The 16,300-nt window shown below is 62.9% G+C and carries 15 protein-coding genes and 1 tRNA gene; 6 read left to right on the forward strand and 10 right to left on the reverse strand.

Going from position 1 to position 16,300, the window contains the following annotated elements; translation table 11 throughout:
* Positions 1–76 precede the first annotated feature (76 nt).
* On the forward strand, positions 77–379 hold the full coding sequence (locus AC0L2D_RS13860) for an MDR/zinc-dependent alcohol dehydrogenase-like family protein (protein ID WP_013532229.1): 303 nt from the start codon (positions 77–79) through the stop codon (positions 377–379).
* A gap of 541 nt (positions 380–920) precedes the next feature.
* On the opposite strand, the gene AC0L2D_RS13865 is transcribed toward AC0L2D_RS13860, so the two are convergent.
* Complete coding sequence (locus AC0L2D_RS13865; RefSeq protein WP_473541345.1) at positions 921–1,535, reverse strand: hypothetical protein; 615 nt, start codon at positions 1,533–1,535, stop codon at positions 921–923.
* Between AC0L2D_RS13865 and AC0L2D_RS13870 the strand changes: the two genes are divergently transcribed.
* Both AC0L2D_RS13870 and AC0L2D_RS13875 read left to right on the forward strand, forming a co-directional pair.
* Positions 1,516–2,100, forward strand: coding sequence for a helix-turn-helix domain-containing protein (locus AC0L2D_RS13870; protein ID WP_473541346.1), 585 nt, complete (start codon positions 1,516–1,518; stop codon positions 2,098–2,100). The two genes, AC0L2D_RS13865 and AC0L2D_RS13870, sit on opposite strands and share 20 nt — an antisense overlap.
* Before the next feature lie 187 nt (positions 2,101–2,287).
* Complete coding sequence (locus tag AC0L2D_RS13875; RefSeq protein ID WP_224672976.1) at positions 2,288–2,749, forward strand: YbaK/EbsC family protein; 462 nt, start codon at positions 2,288–2,290, stop codon at positions 2,747–2,749.
* Between the two features lie 128 nt (positions 2,750–2,877).
* Here the strand turns inward: AC0L2D_RS13875 and AC0L2D_RS13880 are convergent.
* From AC0L2D_RS13880 to AC0L2D_RS13905, 6 genes are all read right to left on the reverse strand, one after another.
* Positions 2,878–2,954, reverse strand: a tRNA-Pro gene (locus AC0L2D_RS13880).
* Positions 2,955–3,308: 354 nt separating this feature from the next.
* Entirely contained in the window at positions 3,309–4,076 is a 768-nt protein-coding gene (locus AC0L2D_RS13885) for an outer membrane protein (RefSeq protein WP_473541347.1), read from the reverse strand.
* A 307-nt stretch (positions 4,077–4,383) separates the two neighbouring features.
* Positions 4,384–5,640, reverse strand: a complete 1,257-nt coding sequence (locus tag AC0L2D_RS13890) for an O-antigen ligase family protein (protein ID WP_473541348.1) — start codon at positions 5,638–5,640, stop codon at positions 4,384–4,386.
* A complete protein-coding gene (locus AC0L2D_RS13895; RefSeq protein ID WP_224672974.1) occupies positions 5,637–7,172 on the reverse strand; it encodes an undecaprenyl-phosphate glucose phosphotransferase in 1,536 nt (511 codons plus the stop codon). The genes AC0L2D_RS13890 and AC0L2D_RS13895 overlap by 4 nt, the downstream gene beginning before the upstream one ends.
* A 94-nt stretch (positions 7,173–7,266) precedes the next feature.
* Positions 7,267–8,397, reverse strand: a complete 1,131-nt coding sequence (locus AC0L2D_RS13900; RefSeq protein ID WP_127368454.1) for a glycosyltransferase family 4 protein — start codon at positions 8,395–8,397, stop codon at positions 7,267–7,269.
* A gap of 10 nt (positions 8,398–8,407) precedes the next feature.
* Positions 8,408–8,971 carry a polysaccharide biosynthesis/export family protein gene (locus tag AC0L2D_RS13905; protein WP_473541349.1) on the reverse strand — a complete coding sequence of 188 codons (564 nt, stop codon included), beginning with the start codon at positions 8,969–8,971 and terminating at the stop codon, positions 8,408–8,410.
* Positions 8,972–9,231: 260 nt separating this feature from the next.
* Between AC0L2D_RS13905 and AC0L2D_RS13910 the strand changes: the two genes are divergently transcribed.
* Complete coding sequence (locus AC0L2D_RS13910) at positions 9,232–11,502, forward strand: GumC family protein (RefSeq protein ID WP_473541350.1); 2,271 nt, start codon at positions 9,232–9,234, stop codon at positions 11,500–11,502.
* A gap of 46 nt (positions 11,503–11,548) precedes the next feature.
* Here the strand turns inward: AC0L2D_RS13910 and AC0L2D_RS13915 are convergent, their stop codons facing one another.
* Together AC0L2D_RS13915 and AC0L2D_RS13920 are read right to left on the reverse strand one after the other, a co-directional pair.
* Entirely contained in the window at positions 11,549–12,385 is an 837-nt protein-coding gene (locus AC0L2D_RS13915) for a GNAT family N-acetyltransferase (protein ID WP_473541351.1), read from the reverse strand.
* Positions 12,386–12,389: 4 nt separating this feature from the next.
* Positions 12,390–13,613, reverse strand: a complete 1,224-nt coding sequence (locus tag AC0L2D_RS13920) for a GNAT family N-acetyltransferase (protein WP_473541352.1) — start codon at positions 13,611–13,613, stop codon at positions 12,390–12,392.
* 91 nt (positions 13,614–13,704) lie between these two features.
* On the opposite strand from AC0L2D_RS13920, the gene AC0L2D_RS13925 reads away from it, so the two are divergent.
* Entirely contained in the window at positions 13,705–14,763 is a 1,059-nt protein-coding gene (locus AC0L2D_RS13925; protein ID WP_473541353.1) for a polysaccharide deacetylase family protein, read from the forward strand.
* 15 nt (positions 14,764–14,778) lie between these two features.
* Here AC0L2D_RS13925 and AC0L2D_RS13930 read toward each other — a convergent pair whose 3' ends face one another.
* Positions 14,779–14,994 (reverse strand): DUF2842 domain-containing protein, encoded by a 216-nt coding sequence (locus tag AC0L2D_RS13930; RefSeq protein WP_013532215.1) that lies wholly within the window; start codon positions 14,992–14,994, stop codon positions 14,779–14,781.
* 198 nt (positions 14,995–15,192) lie between these two features.
* On the opposite strand from AC0L2D_RS13930, the gene AC0L2D_RS13935 reads away from it, so the two are divergent.
* Entirely contained in the window at positions 15,193–16,284 is a 1,092-nt protein-coding gene (locus AC0L2D_RS13935) for a COX15/CtaA family protein (protein ID WP_224620234.1), read from the forward strand.
* Positions 16,285–16,300 lie beyond the last annotated feature (16 nt).

A 16,300-nucleotide genomic window follows, 5' to 3' on the forward strand; every position in this document is an offset into this window, starting at 1 on the left:
GACGTGATAGTTCGAAACCGGAACCCGTCTTCCGGTGAGGCGTTACGTTTCCTTCTGCAAGTGAAGGAAACACATCATGGCATCATTTTCGACCCTCTCGGACATCGATCTCGACAGGCAGGTCGCGGCTCTCACCAAAGAACTGGCCAGCTTGAAGAGGGCTGTGGCAAGGCGAGGCGGCGCCTACTACGAGGACGGTCGCGATGCAGCCTTCGACACCTATTCCGATCTTGCGGGGCGTCTGCGCGACGCCATGCCGGCACTGCGCAAACAGGGCAGGGTGATCGAGAGGTCGGCCCGCGACCATCCGGCGGCTGCCGCCGCTGTCGGCCTTGTGGTGCTCGGTCTTGTCGCCAGTCTGCTGTTCAGCCGGCGCTGAGGCGGTGCTTCTGATGTTGGAGATAGCTGGCGCCGTCATTCGACGAACTTGGTGCGCCCAAATCGTGTCGAGCTAACGCGCCGCAATGCCAAGGGACGACCGGCCTTGGACAGGAAGCCAAGGCCGGTCTTCTCGGTGGCAGTCTGCGGTGCTTAGGCCTTGTTTCCGATCACATGGTGGTGGTGGCGGTGATGATGGTGGTGGCGGACATGGTGGCGATGATGATGGTGGTGACGATGGTGCTTTGCCATCGGGGCCGCATCCGCACTCGTCGCACCGATGACGGGCACCGTGAAAGCCAATGCAACTGCAAGCCCGAGGGCCGAGAGGAGGGACTTCTTCATGGATCGTTTCCTTTTGTTTCGCGGCGCATATGGATCGGGGCGATAGCCCGGCCGCCGCGAATGGAATTACGCGCCTGAATTTTTTCGTCAGTATTTCCCGATTGTAGAATTTTGTTTCTGGACTGTTTCTGCCCAATCCAGCCTCCCGCCACCATGCACGGCAAGATCGAGAGGCGGCCCATTGGCCGCCTGTCCGACTACATCGGCGGCACCACGCCGTTGGTTCCGACCACGACGCGGCTGGCGCTGAGTGCGCCGTCACTGCCCCGCTCAGCGGTGACAAAGACCGTCGCACCCGGCTTGAGGTCGGTCGGCGTCGCCGGCGCGAAGGTGACGACAGGGGTGGTGTCGGGAATCGAAATTTTCTTGGTCTGGCCATTGTCATAGGTCAGCGTGACGGATCGCCCGCTTATATCGGTAACATCGGCGACGGTGCCGTTGGTCATCCGGCTGTTTGGCTGCAGGTCCCAGGGGCGGTCACCCTCGCCGGTGCCTTTCAGCGCGGCCGGAAAGACCACCACCTCCAGGGCGCCGCTGCCGCCATCCGCTTTCGAAACGGAGGCAATGCCGAGGAAATCGCCCTGCTTGATGCCCGTTGCCGATGCGTTGGCGACGCCCGAGATCTTCCAGCCGGCCTTGAGCTTGATCGCGTCGGTATCGCCCTGGCGGGTTTTCACGGTGAGCAGCGTGGGCTTAAAACTGACCACCGTGCCGCGCACACGAAGCGCGCCTGCGGCTTGGGCGGCGCCCGCGCCGGCGACGGAAAGGCTGGAAATCGTGCCGAGCACGACCATGACTGTCTTCAAGTCCATTGCAAAAAATCCTTCCGGGAAAGAACTGGCTGGAACCGGATGGTTTCGCGCCAGCGACCCGGAGATAACGAATGGGCGCGGCGAAACTGCCGGCAAAAGGCCAATCAGGCCTTCAAAACAACTTGATCGCGACGTGTGCGCCAGAGGCCGCGCCAGGCACCTGGTTCACGATCCCGTGACGGCCCTTTTGGCTCTTGGCAAATCACCAGTGAGAGGGCATCTTCCCGACCGTCTCAGGCAACACTCCTCATTTGATCAAACTCTTTCAGTCATGGAGTTGCCAATGCCCCATAATGCGAAAAGCGAACCCCACTCCGAACCGGCAACCAACGGGAGCGGGCCAGATTACAACACCCTCAGAGCGATGCGGGAGACCCGCGGTTACAGCGTGGAAGAGCTCTCCCTGACATGCGGCCTGGCGGTGGACGAGATTGAGGATATCGAAAGCGGCAGAGTGACCGATCCGTCGAAGCTGCGTCGTATTGTGTCCGCGCTTCACCTTCCCCAAGAAGCTCTGATCACCCCGGCTGCGCCGCCGGCGGCGCAAGGTCGATCGCTGGCGTAGACCCGCACCAGGCATTCCAGAGAACCCGCCAAGGCCCTCTTGGCGGGTTTCTTTGTACCTGCCGCAGCGTCTGCTTCAGCCTGGCGCTTGCCGATTTGTATGCCGCGCGTGCTTATATGCGCGGCGGCCCCGGCTGCTGGACAGCAATCCGCCGTCCTTCAAGTTTTTGAACCATGGGTTTTTCGATATGAGCCTGGACTCCGTTCGTGCGTTCTTCGCCGCCCACGCGCCTGACATCGACGTCATCGTCACGGAGGCGAGCTCGGCGACGGTGACCCTGGCGGCCGAGGCGCATGGCGTGCTGCCGGCGCAGATCGCCAAGACGATCTGCCTGCGCGTCGGCGACCGCACCATGCTGGTGGTGACCAGCGGCATCGCCAGGCTGGACAACCGCAAGTTCAAGGACCAGTTCGGCGGCAAGCCGCGCATGCTCGACGCGGCGGAAGTTGTCGAAGCGACCAGCCACCCGGTCGGCGGCGTCTGCCCGTTCGGCCTGCCGGCGCCGCTGCCGGTCTATTGCGACGTATCGCTGCGCGAGTTTGAGGAAGTGGTGCCCGCGGCAGGCGCCACCAATGCGGCGGTGCGGATCAGCCCGCAGAGGATGGTTGAGCTAATCGGCGCTGAGTGGGTGGATGTGTGCCAGGGGTAGGGGCTCAACCGAAGTTCGAGCAAGGCGATTGAGAATACATTCCGGGATTTTGTCCCGATCCGAGATTTGGCCAGACTGACCGGGCATCTGGAAAGGCGGACTTTTGGGGGCAAGTCCTGCTTCTAAAATGGTCGGAGTGGCCGGATTCGAACCGACGACCCCTTGACCCCCAGTCAAGTGCGCTACCGGGCTGCGCTACACTCCGGACCGCGGAAAGCCCTATATTCTCAAGGGTTCAGAAGCAAGAGGCGAATTCGCTGAAATTGGTGAAATGGGAACAGACGGTGTCCCGGTGTGCCTTTGGTGACCGAAAGTCACACCGACAAATCATACCGCAAGTGCTGCTTAGGTTCCGGTCACCGAGGGCGGACACACTACGTGCTTTGTCTTGCCCTGGAAGGGCATAGCCTGCACCGCTCTAGGCTGCAATTGCCCAAAGAAGTTCAAGACTTCGTTCAATCGCCAGAATGTTCGAAGGAATATGTAGGCTACGAGGAAAGGGGAGCGATGACGAGCTCCCCTGACGCTAGATCTGATCCGCGAAAATGATGTCGATGCACTACTGACCCATTCCAAACTTGTAGGTTAGCCGGGCCATCACGGCATCGACCTTTGCCTCTGTGCGATAGGTCTCGGGATTGTCGCCGAGAGTGCCATCATCGAACACGTTGTCGCCCGTGCTCGTCTTATGGCCGAGGTCAACGTGGGTGTAGTCCACGCCAAGCGAGAGGTTGTTCGTAAGGGCATAGTCGATGCCAGCGCCGAGCGCATAGCCGTTCTGCCACTCATTCTTTTCGTAGGCCACCAGAGCGTCGTTGTCTCGGGCACGGAAATCCACCTTGCCGCCGGCATAACCAGCCTTGGCATAGATCAGCACGCGATCGAAGGCGTAGCCGACGCGGCCAACGACCGTGGCATAATTCGAGATTTTGGCGGTCTCGGTGTCGCTGTCCGGGAAATAGGGGCTGGTGATGGTCTTGCGGATGCCCGTTGCCGTCCAGGTCGCTTCGCCGCCCAGAATGAACTGTCCCCACTGCCATTGCGCGCCTGCATGGATACCGCCGGCTACGCCGGCTTTGTTGAAGTCAAATCCTTCTGTTCCCGCCGGAACGAGGTCGGTGAAGAACCCACCGTTTGGCTCGGTCATATCCGTTGCCGTGATGTCACCATTGGCAACGCCGAGATGGCCGCCGACATAGAGGCCGCTCCAGTCATAGGCCGACCCCGCAACCGGGGCCAACATGTCTGCTGCTGACGCGGTGCTTGCCGACAGGGCGGCAACCGCGAGAACTGCTAAGAATCTATTCACGTATTTCTCCCAACCCAAGTAATTCCCTCGGGAACAACAATAGCCGGGAGCGAAATGAAATTATGTGATGTTTTTGCCACAACCGCATATTTTTGCCATGGACCAACCGTCCGTCGAGCACTCGATCTACACTGGCCTGACGCTTCAAAGCGCAAATGAAGCCGAGTAAAGCGCATGTAGAGCGCCTAGTCAGGAAATCCATCAGAAACTTCGTATTCGGGTAGCAAATCCATTCGGGAAGCTCTCGAAGCTGTCTTCGTCGTGATGTAGAGCGGGCCGGATCTCCACCGAAGGCCAACGTGAAGCGCTCTCACTCCCGCGACTTTTATGCCGGTGCCGGCGAGCCCCGCAAGGCAGGCCGCAACAGCCGTTGGTGCCTGTATTCCAGCGCGATGGCGCCCCAGATCAGGCCGAGCAGCAGGTAGACATGGCGCCAGTGGTCGATGTCGATGAAGGTGCCGAGCCCGATATTGCCGATGAAGGCGACATAGGCGCACAGGAGATAGGGCTGCCACGGCCGGTCGCGCAGCAGGATGCGGAAGCCGGCTGCTATCGTCCACAAGACGAGCGCGAGGAACGACACGAAGCCGAGCCAGCCATAATCCATCAGCATCTTCAGCCAGATGTCGTGGGTGTCTTCACCGAAGATCGTGCCGAAGACCAGCGGGCCGATGCCGAACGGATGCTCCATCGCCATCTGGAAGCCGATGCCATAGCGGGCGAAGCGGCCGAGACGGGCGGTGTCGTAGCTCTGTTCGAGATGGGCACGGTTGGAGAACATCTCCGACACGCCGGGCAGCTGCAGGATGACGATCATGGCGACGACCAGCAGCGCCAGTGCTGCAATCGTCATCACCACCACGCGCAGCCGGAACATGCCGCTGGCGCTCTGCAGGAACAGGCAGCCGGTGAGCAGGACGGCCGAAACCGCGAACATGCCCCAGGCGCCGCGCGAAAAGGAGAAGAAGATGCCGGCGGTGATGATCAGCAGCGGCACCGCCAAAAGCGGCATGCGTGTCACCGGTCCGGTCAAAAGCAGATAGAGCAGATAGATGCCGGGCAGCACCAGGAACGGGCCGAACACGTTCGGGTCCTGGAAGGCGCCGGCGGCACGATCGTATTTGGTGAACATCTCGGCGCCCGGAAAGGCGTGGAAGTAGCCTGCAATGCCAAGCAGCGAGGTCGCCACGGCCGAAACCACATAGGCAATGAAGATCAATCGGTAGAGGTTCGGCTGTACGGCGGTGATCGATGCGAAGAACACTGCGCTGAAGGCGAGAAACAGCGAGACGGCGAGATAGAGCGGCGTGTTGGCGAGGTCCGCCATCTGCGTCATGGAGATCATGCCGCCGATGTTCATCGTCACCAGCAGCACCAGCAGCGGCGTTGCCGCGCGGGAAATCCGCAAGCCGAAAAGCGCCCAGATGGCAATCAGCCCGGCCATGTAGAGCTCATAGGGCGCCGGCTCGCTGATGACGAAGCCGGACAGCAGAATGCCGAGGAAAACCGCGCCCGACGAAATCAGCGCGATCAGCTTGGCGTTGACCACGGCCTGCGGCAGATCATGGCTGATCGCACTCAATAGGCGTTTTCCGTATTGAGCAGCCGGAGCGGCGTCAGGAACAGGATCCGCAAGTCGAACAGCAACGACCAGTTCTCGATATAGTAGAGGTCATACTCCGTGCGCATGCGGATCTTCTCGTTGGTGTCCATCTCGCCGCGCCAGCCATTGATCTGCGCCCAGCCGGTGACGCCGGGCTTGACCTTATGGCGCGCGAAATAGCCGTCCACCACCTCGTTGTAGAGCAGGTTGTGCGACTGCGCGGCGATGGCATGCGGGCGCGGGCCGACCAGCGACAGCGAACCGAGCAGCGAGTTGAAGAACTGCGGCAACTCGTCGATCGAGGTCTTGCGGATGAAGCGGCCGACGCGGGTGACGCGCGGGTCGTTCTTGGTCACGGTCTGCTTGGCGGTCGGGTCGGCCTTGTCCGTATACATCGAACGGAACTTGTAGACCTCGATGATCTCGTTGTTGAAACCGTGCCGCTTCTGGTGAAACAGAACCGGCCCCTTGCTGTCGAGCTTGATGGCGATGGCGGTCGCCAGCATCACCGGCGAGAACACGACGATGCCGATCAGGCTGAAGACGATGTCGAAGGCGCGCTTGGCGACCGAATCCCAGTCGTTGATCGGCTTGTCGAAGATGTCGAGCATCGGCACCGCGCCGATGTAGGAATAGGCGCGCGGGCGAAACTGCAGCGCGTTGGAATGCGCCGAAAGCCGGATGTCGACCGGCAGCACCCACAGCTTCTTCAGCAACTGCAGAACGCGCGATTCGGCGGTCAGCGGCAACGATACGATCAGCATGTCGATACGGGCGATGCGGGCGAATTCGATCAGTTCCGAAATGGTGCCGAGCTTGGGGTAGCCGGCGACGATGGGCGGCGAGCGCTTGTCGCCGCGATCGTCGAAGATGCCGCAGATGCGAATATCGTTGTAGGGCTGCCTTTCGACCGAGCGGATCAGGATTTCCGCCGCCTTGCCGCCGCCGACGATGACGGCGCGCCGCTCCATGCGGCCATCGCGCGCCCAGGCCCGGATCAGCTTCGACATTACCAGCCTGAGGCCGAAGATGAGAACGAAGCCGATGACGAACCAGCTGCCCAACAAAAGGCGCGAATAGTTTTCCGACATCTTCATGACGAACGCCGTCAGCGCCATGAGGGCGAAAGTGCCGGCCCAGACCAGCAGCACGCGGCCGAAATTGGCGATCGGCCGCATCAGGGCGACGATCTGGTAGCAGTCGGTGACGTCGAGCAGCACCACGGCAAGGAACGACGCGGCGGCGATCGTTACCGGATACTGCCAGGCGAGATAATTGAAGAACCCGACATAATGGAAATAGACGGCGAGCCCGGACAGGAACAGCAAGCCGAATTCGACCATGCGCAGGACACCGCTGACCATGATCGGCGACATCGTATCGCGCCGGTACTGCGAGGCGACCTGGCGCGCGACATCGTTCATGCCGCTTGGCGTGTCGCCATCGGCCGGGCCGTCGAATTTACGCACCGCCTCTGCTGAAAAGCGGCGCGCGGGGTCGATCTCGTTCATGAGGGCTTTCCGCAAGCTTCCCCTCGGTCATAGCAAAAGAGAGCTAAGAAACCCTTGAAACAACATACGGCTTTGGAACGGCTTGGTCCTGCGCCTACCTGTCGAGCGCGGCGAAATAGGCGTTCTCGATGTCGGCGGCCATCACATCGGCGCCGAAGCGTGCCTTGAGGTCGGCCTCATCCGGCATCAGGTCGCGATAGGCGGCCGGGTCGGCCAGCGCCTGGCTCATCCTTTCGGCGAGCTCGATCGGGTCAGGTCGGATCAGGGCAGGGGAACCGGTGTCGAATATCTCCGGAATGCCGCCGACCGCGGTTGCGATCATCGGCTTTCCCGCGGCAAGCGTTTCCAGGACGATATAGGGCATGGCTTCGGCGCGCGAAGGAACGATGATAAGCGCGGCAAGGGCAAAGGCCTCCCTGGCCGGCATCGGCGGCAGGAAGCGGACATGGCGCTCGAGCCCGAGGCGTTTCACTTGCCCGTGGTAACGCGGTAGGTCGTCGCCGTCGCCGACCATCACCGCGGTCAGCGCGCGGCCGAACCGTGGGCCGGCGAGCGCCAATGCGTCGATGAAGATGTCCGGCCCCTTCAGGTCGCGCATCATGCCGATATAAAGCAGGTCGGCTGCGTCCGGCGCGGTGATCACCGGCTCGAATTCTGTGGCGCGCAGGCCGTTATAGACCAAGGTGTTGGGAATGGGCGGCTCGCCGACCTTGTGGCGATAGGTCCGCCGCTCATAGTCCGAGACAAACAGCAGATAGTCGGTGAAACGAGCCATGAAGCGCTCGAGCGCGAAGAACAGCTTTCCGGTGGTCGTGTTCTCGTCATAGTGGAGGGAGCCGCCATGCGGCGAATAAAGGCGGGCTACGCGAGACCTTGATACCCGCAACAACGAGCCGAACAGCCGGGCATAGGCGCCACCCTTGGCGCCGTGCCCGTGCAGTACGTCCGGCCGCAATTCCTTGATGATCCTGTACGTGCGCCAAGCCGAGGCAAGGTCGCCGGGACCGACGTGGCGCTGCATCGGCGTGCGATGAATGCCGAGCGCCAGCATGTTCTTCATCTGTTCGAACAGATGTTCCTCGAACGCGCCGCCCGTCGTCGAATCGCAGACGATGCCGACGGAATGCCCGGCGGCGACCTGCGCCTCGGTCAGGTCGCGCACATGCCGGAAAATTCCTCCGACGGGTGAGCGAAAGCAATGGACGATCCTGAGCCTGTCCGCCACTTGGTATCTGTCAGAACAGGCGTTCGCGGACGTAGACCGTATCGCCCGGCAGCAGCGGGTCGGAGGTGACCACGCGGCCGGTCATCACCTTGCCGTTGATGTCGCGGGTGATGTCGACGCTTTCCTGGTTGGCGCGCGGCGTGAAGCCGCCGGCAATGGCGATTGCCTTCTGCACCGTCAGGCCGGGGACGTAAGAGTATTGGCCGGCGGCACCCACTTCGCCCATGACGAAGATCGGCCGGTAGCGGTCGATCTCGACCGAAACGTCGGGATCGCGCAGATAGCCTTGCCGCAATTTGTCGGCGATCTCCTTTTCCATCTGCTGCGCGGTGTGGCCGCGCGCCGGTATGGCGCCGACAAGCGGGAAGGAGAGATAGCCGGATTGATCGACGCTGTAGGTGTTGGTCAGCCCGTCCTGCTCGAACACGGTGACGCGGACGCGATCGCCGGAGCCAAGACGGTAGGGCTGATCGAGCACCTCATGGAAGGCGGCCGGCGTCGGCCGGTAGCTGGAACAGCCAGCCAGCATCGATACGGCAAGCAGCGCGCGAAACAGGGAAGCAGTGCTTTTCATGACCGGACAAGTACCTTCGACTGGGCCGCTGCGGCGTCGCAGCAAACATCAGGGATCGAGGCCCGTTATCATCCTGTTAGGGTTAATGGCCGGTAAAGGGAGCGGCCGACACGTGGCGCATCGGCAAGAGTTTTTGCGATTTCTGGCGGTTTTGTTTGTCGCCCGCCAGTAAACCCTAACGGAAACTTACCGCGATCTTAACGGCTGAGTTACCATAGTTGTTTACGGTGCGTGCTGACCCAGTATCGGAGTAGGGATGCATGTCCGTTCAGTCCGCGGCCGCAGATGTCGATGTCGATCTCAGGCAGCTCTTCGCCAGCCTGGCGAGGAATTGGCTGCGTATAGGCCTCGTCGTCCTGTTGGCGACCGGGCTGGCCTTTGCTTTCGCCTCGCGGGCAACCCGGCACTACAAGGCCGAGACGCAGGTGGAGATCGCGCCGCGCGAATCCATCTACACGCGGCCGGCCAGCAACAACAACGACACCGACAAGCCTATTCTCGACGAGCAGGGCGTCGCCACCCAGGTCCAGATCATTTCCTCCAACGAAATCCTCAAGCAGGTCTCGCAAAAGCTTGGGCTGGAAAAACTGCCCGAGTTCAATGAAGCGCTCGACATGTCGGCGCTGAGCCGCGCTCTGGTTCTGGTCGGCCTGAAAAGCGACCCGATGGAAATTCCGACGGAAGAGCGCGTGCTCAAGAAAATGCACGAGAAGCTCAACGTCTACGGCGTCGAGAAGACCCGCATCATTGCCATCGAGTTCTCATCGGAAGATCCCAAGCTCGCGGCCGCCATACCGGACGCCATCGCTGCCGCCTATATAGCGGGGCAAGGGGCGGCCAAGCTCGAATCGAACAGCGCCGCGGCAGACTTCCTGGCGCCCGAGATCGCCGACCTGCAGCGGCAGGTCAAGGATGCGGAGGCGAAGGTCGCCGCCTATCGCGCCCAGTCCGATCTTCTGATGGGTGGCAACAATTCGGTGCTGGCCACCCAGCAGCTTTCGGAACTGTCGAGCGAACTGTCGAAAGTGCGCGCCAACCGCGCTGCGGCCGAAGCGACCGCCGACGGTGTGCGCAGGGCGCTGCAGAATGGCGGTTCGCTGGACGCCGTGCCGGAGGTTCTGTCATCGGACCTGATCCAGCGCTTGCGTGAGCGACAGGTCGAATTGCGCTCCAACATCGCCGATCTGTCGACGACGCTGCTTGGAAATCATCCGCGCATTCGCGCGCTGAAATCGCAACTGTCCGATCTCGACGCGCAGATTCGCAGCGAGGCCCAGAAGATCATGAAAGGCCTGTTGATGCAGGCCGAGACGGCAAAGGCCCGCGAGAACCAGCTCGTCGCCGACGTCAACACATTGAAAGCCGCTTCGGCGCAGGCCGGCGAACAACAGGTCGACCTCGACGCACTGCAGCGCGACGCGACCGCCAAGCGACAGCAGCTCGAACTCTACCTGACCAACTACCGCGAAGCCGCTTCGCGCCAGGACCGCAACTATCTGCCGGTCGACGCCCGGATCGCCTCGAAGGCGTCGGTTCCCTCCGAGGCCTATTTTCCGAAGGTGGGGCCCATCGTCGGCGCGGCTTTCGCCGCATCGCTGCTGATCATGGCCATCGTGACGCTTCTGCGGGAGCTGTTCTCAGGCCGCGCGATGCGGCCGGCGAGCGGTTCCCGTTTCGAACGGATCGATGAGGTGGCGATGCCCCATGTGGCGCAGACGCCGGCCGCCAAGCCATTTGTCCGCCCCGAGCCTGCCGTCTTCCAGGAAGCCGTCATTCACCAGGAACTGCCTGAACCTGCGCATGAAGCCGATGCGGAGCCTTATGCCGCTGCGATGCAGGCCATGGCCGAGGCGCCGGATGTGGTCGCAATGCCCGCTACGGCGGCGACAGAGCAGACGGTTGTCGAGCCCGAACCGGCGCGCTCCACCCTGGGCGAGATCGACATCGAAAGGGCTGCCGAAAAGCTGATCTCAAGGGGTGCGGCGCGCGCCATATTCGTCTCGCCGGAAGGCGACGAGGCGGCTGCATCGGCGATCCTGGTGGCGCGCGAAGTCGCCGACGCCGGGCTGCGCGTGCTGTTGCTGGACCTCACCGCGTCGGGGGCCGCCTCGCGGCCGATGCTGGACAGCGGACTTTTTCCCGGCATCACCAACCTGCTCGCTTCGGAAGCGCAGTTCAGTGACGTCATCCATGCCGATCTCTACTCGGACTGTCACGTCATTCCGGTCGGAACCGCCGATCCGGTCCGCGCCATGCGCGCCGCCGACCGGCTGCCGATCATCATGCAGTCACTGACCACAGCCTACGACCTGGTCGTGGTCGAGTGCGGACCAGCCGACGCGCAGGGCATCGGCCGTCTGACCGGCGACGCCACCGAGGTTTTTCTCTCCATGCTGGAGGCCGACGACGAGGTGACGCAGGCTGCCGTCAAACTGATCGAGAACGGCTATCCCGACTTGACGCTGGTGACGCCGCTCGGCCACGAACCGCCCGGCAATCCGGTGCCGGGACGGCGCACTGCCGCCGCCTGAGAGAGCCGCGGATCGCCTGGCGGAGCCGTTCAGCGGTTCGCCCGATCTAGCCCAGTTCCAGGGTCGTTACGCCGAACACCCTTTGCAGGTCCAGTTCCGGGGCAGGCCCCTTGTACATGCGCGTGGTGGTGAAGGTCGGCGCAAAGCCGGCCGCATCGAGCGCAGTTATGAAACCGGTGTTATCGGCGGGGACGTCGATATGCAGCTCGCCGCCCTCACAGGCACCGGCCAGTCCCTCCAGGAGTTGCAAAGCGATTTCCATGTCGTCGGCAAACAGCGGGCCGATCTTGAAGCCAGATCGACACCGGCGCGCCACGCCAAAGCCGGTGACGCCGCGCGAACCGATTGCCGCCAACCCATGATGCGGTTCTTGCAGCCATCGCTGCAGGAAGGCCCGCCGCGGCGCCGGAAAACAATGGGCGTCATAGGCGACGACATCGGACAGGAGTTGCGTTGTAATCGTCCGCAACCCATCGGCCCTGGCCGCCGGGCCTGCCTTGCGCCCGGTGACGCGGATGGTCTCGTAGGCCGGCGCGAAGCCCTTGCGCCGGTAATTGGCCTGCTGCTCGGCGACGCCGTCAAGGCCGACGGTCCGGCCTGCAAGCCTTTTCATGCCGGCGTCCCACACCGTCTTGCCGTAGCCCATGCCGCGCATGTCAGGCCGGGAGATGTAGAGGCCGATGAAGCCGAATTCGCTGCCATAGGCCACGGCCGAAATTGCCGCGACCATGTCGTCGCCGACAAAGGCGCCGATGAAGCCTTCGGGGTCCGCCGCCTGGAGCATCGCCGGGTCTTCAAGACCTGGGTTCCAGCCTTCCGCAGCTGCCCAGTCGACGAGAAGCGCCAGTTCCTGCAGGGACAGTGTGCGGATGATCGGCGTCATTGCGTTAGCTATCTTCTTCCGAGGGCGCCGCCTGGCCGGCGGCTTTGCGGCGCAGCACCTTGGTCAGCTTCCAGATCGTCGGGCTGTTCTTGACGAAGGCTTTCAGCCGCGCGCCTTGCCGAAGCGTCAGCGCCAGCATGCGGCCCTTCACGGTCAAGGGGACCAGCACTTCGAAATGCCGCGTTTCGATATCGCACCACAGCCGCTTGTAAGGCTCATCTCCTACCGAAAAGTCATACACCTCGAAACCGGTCTCGCAGGCTTCCTGGATGTTGTCGAAGAACAGGAAGTCGCCGGGGCTGGCGTGCCCGAGATCGTCCTCGGCGATCGCTCCGAATTCGCAGATCAGGCGTTTGCCCGAGCGGCTTGAACCGGTAATGGCGCGCAGCTTGCCGGCAACCTCGAGCCCGTGCAGCACGAAGGAAGGCTTGTCCTCGCTAAGTGCTTGCGAAAACAGCGCGCGGAAGAAGCCGCGCACCTGCGCGTCGCCGAAGACGTTGGCGATGCCCATCTTGCGGAAGCGGAGTTCCTTCATCTCGAAGAAGGCGTCGAGCAGCCTGTCGACCTCGTCGGGGGTGCGGGCCTCGATGCGCCGGTGGCTGCCGACGGTCTCGAATTTCCGGATCTGCGACCGGTGCTTCTTGCGTTTGCGTTTGCCGCTGGCGCGAGAAAGCAGCGCATCGAAGCCGCCGGCGAGATCGACGGCCAGCGACAGATTGGGGCTGGAAAAATGGTCAAGCGATGCGAGCGGATTGGCGACGCCGTCGAGATCGGGCAGCAACCGCTCGAGCGCGACCAGATCGATGTCCGGGCGTGCCTCGGCGATGGCCGCCAGCACCGATCGGAGGGCCGGCATATCCACCTTGGCCAGCCAGTTCGGGTCCGCGGCGACGAAGTTGCCGTTGGCGTGGCGCCCACCCATGAAGCGGGCGATCCGGAACGGCCCCTTCGAGGCAATCTCCAGCGCCAGCGAAAAAACCGTTTTGCCCTCGGCACTCAGCGTCGCGACGAGCAGGTCCGGTCGTGTCTCGGCCGCCCAGTTCAGGACCCAGGCAGCACCCTGCGCCGGACCAAACAGAGCCGAGCGGCAGAACTCGGCATAGGCCGCCAGTCCGTCCGTGGACGCCACCGAGATCGCCAGGCCGGCACGGTCCTGTGGCAAGGCGCGCGACGATGCCTCGGTCGCCGCAAGCCGATTGCCGTCAAATGACGCAGTTGCGTCAACCATACCTCAATCCTTAGGGCGTATTGGTCGCGATTTGGGGGTTCGCATAGGCGCATTCCGTGCTTGGATCAGCCTAGGCGCAAAAGGTGAATGAATGATCGACGGCGGGGAGGCAATCCGGAAACTGGCGCTGAACGTCGCCCGCTATACCGGCCTTGCACCGCTGGCCAAGCCGTTCATCGGCGGCATTGGCGCCATCCTGATGCTGCACCGTGTTACCGCGACGCCGGAAAAGCCGGACAGCGTCAACCGGCATCTGAATATCGCGCCCGGCTTCCTTGACGCCATGATCGCCGACATGAAGGCGCATGGCTATGCCTTCGTCTCCATGGACGAGGCGGTGGAGTGCATCAAGGCGGGCGGCAAAGGCGGTCAGTTTGCCACGATCACCGCCGACGATGCCTATCGCGACAATATGGTCGAGGCGCTGCCGGTGCTGGAGAAGCACGGCGCGCCGATCACCATCTATGTCGCGCCCGGGCTGATCAACGGCACAGCCGACCTGTGGTGGGACGTTGTCGAGGACATCGTCAACGCGCGCGATACCTTGACGCTGACGCGGCCGAAGGGTCCGCTGACGATCGATTGCTCGACCCCCGCGAAGAAGCTGCAGGCCAATGCACGCCTGCACGCCTATCTCACCTCCGAAATCCGCGAGGAGGACCTGCAGGCGGTGTTGCGCGATCTGGCTCGCGCAAATGGCATCGACGCCGACGGTCCGCGCCTGCGGACACTGATGAACTGGGACGAAATCCGCCGCATCGCCGCGCATCCGCTGGTGACGATCGGCGCCCATACGATCAACCACAGCAATCTGAAGCGGCTCTCCGAAGCCGATGCCCGGCACGAGATCGGCGCCGTGCGCGCCATGTTGCTGGCCGAACTGGGCGAAGAGCCCCGCCATTTCGCTTACCCCTATGGCTATGCGAGTGCCGTAGGCTGTCGCGAAGTCGGCTTTGCTCGTGACGCAGGCTACACCTCTGCCGTGACGACGCGCCACGGCGTGCTGCGCGCCGAACATGCCGGGTTCCTGCATGCTTTGCCGCGCATTTCCGTCAACGGCCGCTATCAGAGGCTCGCCCACATTCGCACCATGCTGTCGGGCGTGACGACGCCGCTCGCCAATGCCGGCAAGATGGTCGTCACCATCTGACGCTGGCGGTTTCGCCTAGCGCTTGGCCCTCGGCTCCAGCATCAGCCATTTGATGATGCCCATTGCCGGCAGCACCCAGAGCAGGCCGCTGAGCAGGAAGAACAGGAAATGCACCCACGGACCCGACTCCGACAGCCGGGCGACCGCGAAGATCGATGCGACCAGCGCATAGATGATGACCAGCGCCACCAGCAGAAACATTCCGATCAGCTTTTTCAGGCGCAGGGGCATGGTTGGTCTCCTGATCGAGCATGCCGGAATTTGCACAGGCGGCCTGGCAGGCTCAAGGGGTAACGGCCTCGCATAGGCCTTGAGGCGAGACTGCGCAACCGGTGAGACGCGGCGCGACGGCGTGCCGCGCCGGATGGTCTTGCCAGCACGGGTGCGATGGTCCACCAATCCGCCAAATCAACCTGCCGGGACAAGATCATGGCTGCCATATCAGCTGCCGCGCCATACGTCGCCCGCGACCGCGACCTGCATAACCGGGCGCTGCTGCGCGCCTGGCTCTATGTGGTGCTTCTGGTGCTGTTTGCGCTGGTGCTGGTCGGCGGCGCCACCAGGCTCACCGATTCCGGCCTGTCGATTACGCAGTGGAAGCCGATCCATGGTGTGATCCCACCGCTCAACGATGCCGAATGGCAGGAGGAATTTCAGCTCTACCAGCAGATCCCGCAATATGCCGAGCTCAACAAGGGCATGAGCATCGAAGCGTTCAAATCGATCTTCTGGTGGGAATGGGCGCATCGCATCCTGGCGCGCAGCGTCGGCCTGGTCTTCGCCTTGCCGCTGCTGTTCTTCTGGGCGACGCGCCGCATCGAGCGCGGCCTGGGTCCGAAACTCGTGGGCATTCTGCTGCTCGGCGGCCTGCAAGGCGCCATCGGCTGGTGGATGGTGGCCTCTGGCCTGGTCGACCGGGTCTCCGTCAGCCAGTACCGGCTGGCGACCCACCTGACGCTTGCCGCGCTGATCTTCACCGCCACCATGGTGGTCGCGCGGGGCCTGGCGCCGCATTCCGAGCCTGCCGCCGATAGGTCGACGCAGAGGCTGGCCGGCTTCATCGTGCTGCTGGCGCTGATCCAGATCTATCTCGGCGGCCTGGTCGCCGGGCTCGATGCGGGCCTGAGCTACAACACCTGGCCGCTGATGGACGGCAAGATCATTCCCGGCGATCTGCTGATTCTCGAGCCGGCATGGCGCAACTTCTTCGAGAGCCCGAAGACGGTGCAGTTCGTCCATCGGCTTGGCGCTTACACGGTATTCGTCGTGGCCTTGTGGCACATGATCGCCACGCGCCGGCGGCTGCCAGGCTCGACGCATGCGCGCCGCGCGACGCTGCTGTTTCTACTGGTGCTGGCGCAGGCCTCGATCGGCATCGGCACGCTGCTCATGCATGTGCCGCTGCATATGGCGCTGACCCATCAGGGGTTTGCGCTGATCGTGCTGGGCTTTGCAGCAGCCCATTGGCGTGGCACCAAGGGCGCCTATCCCTTGCCGACGGGGATAGCGCTCAGGGGCTGATCCCGAGCCGATCTAC

Source organism: Mesorhizobium sp. WSM4833, assembly GCF_055811095.1.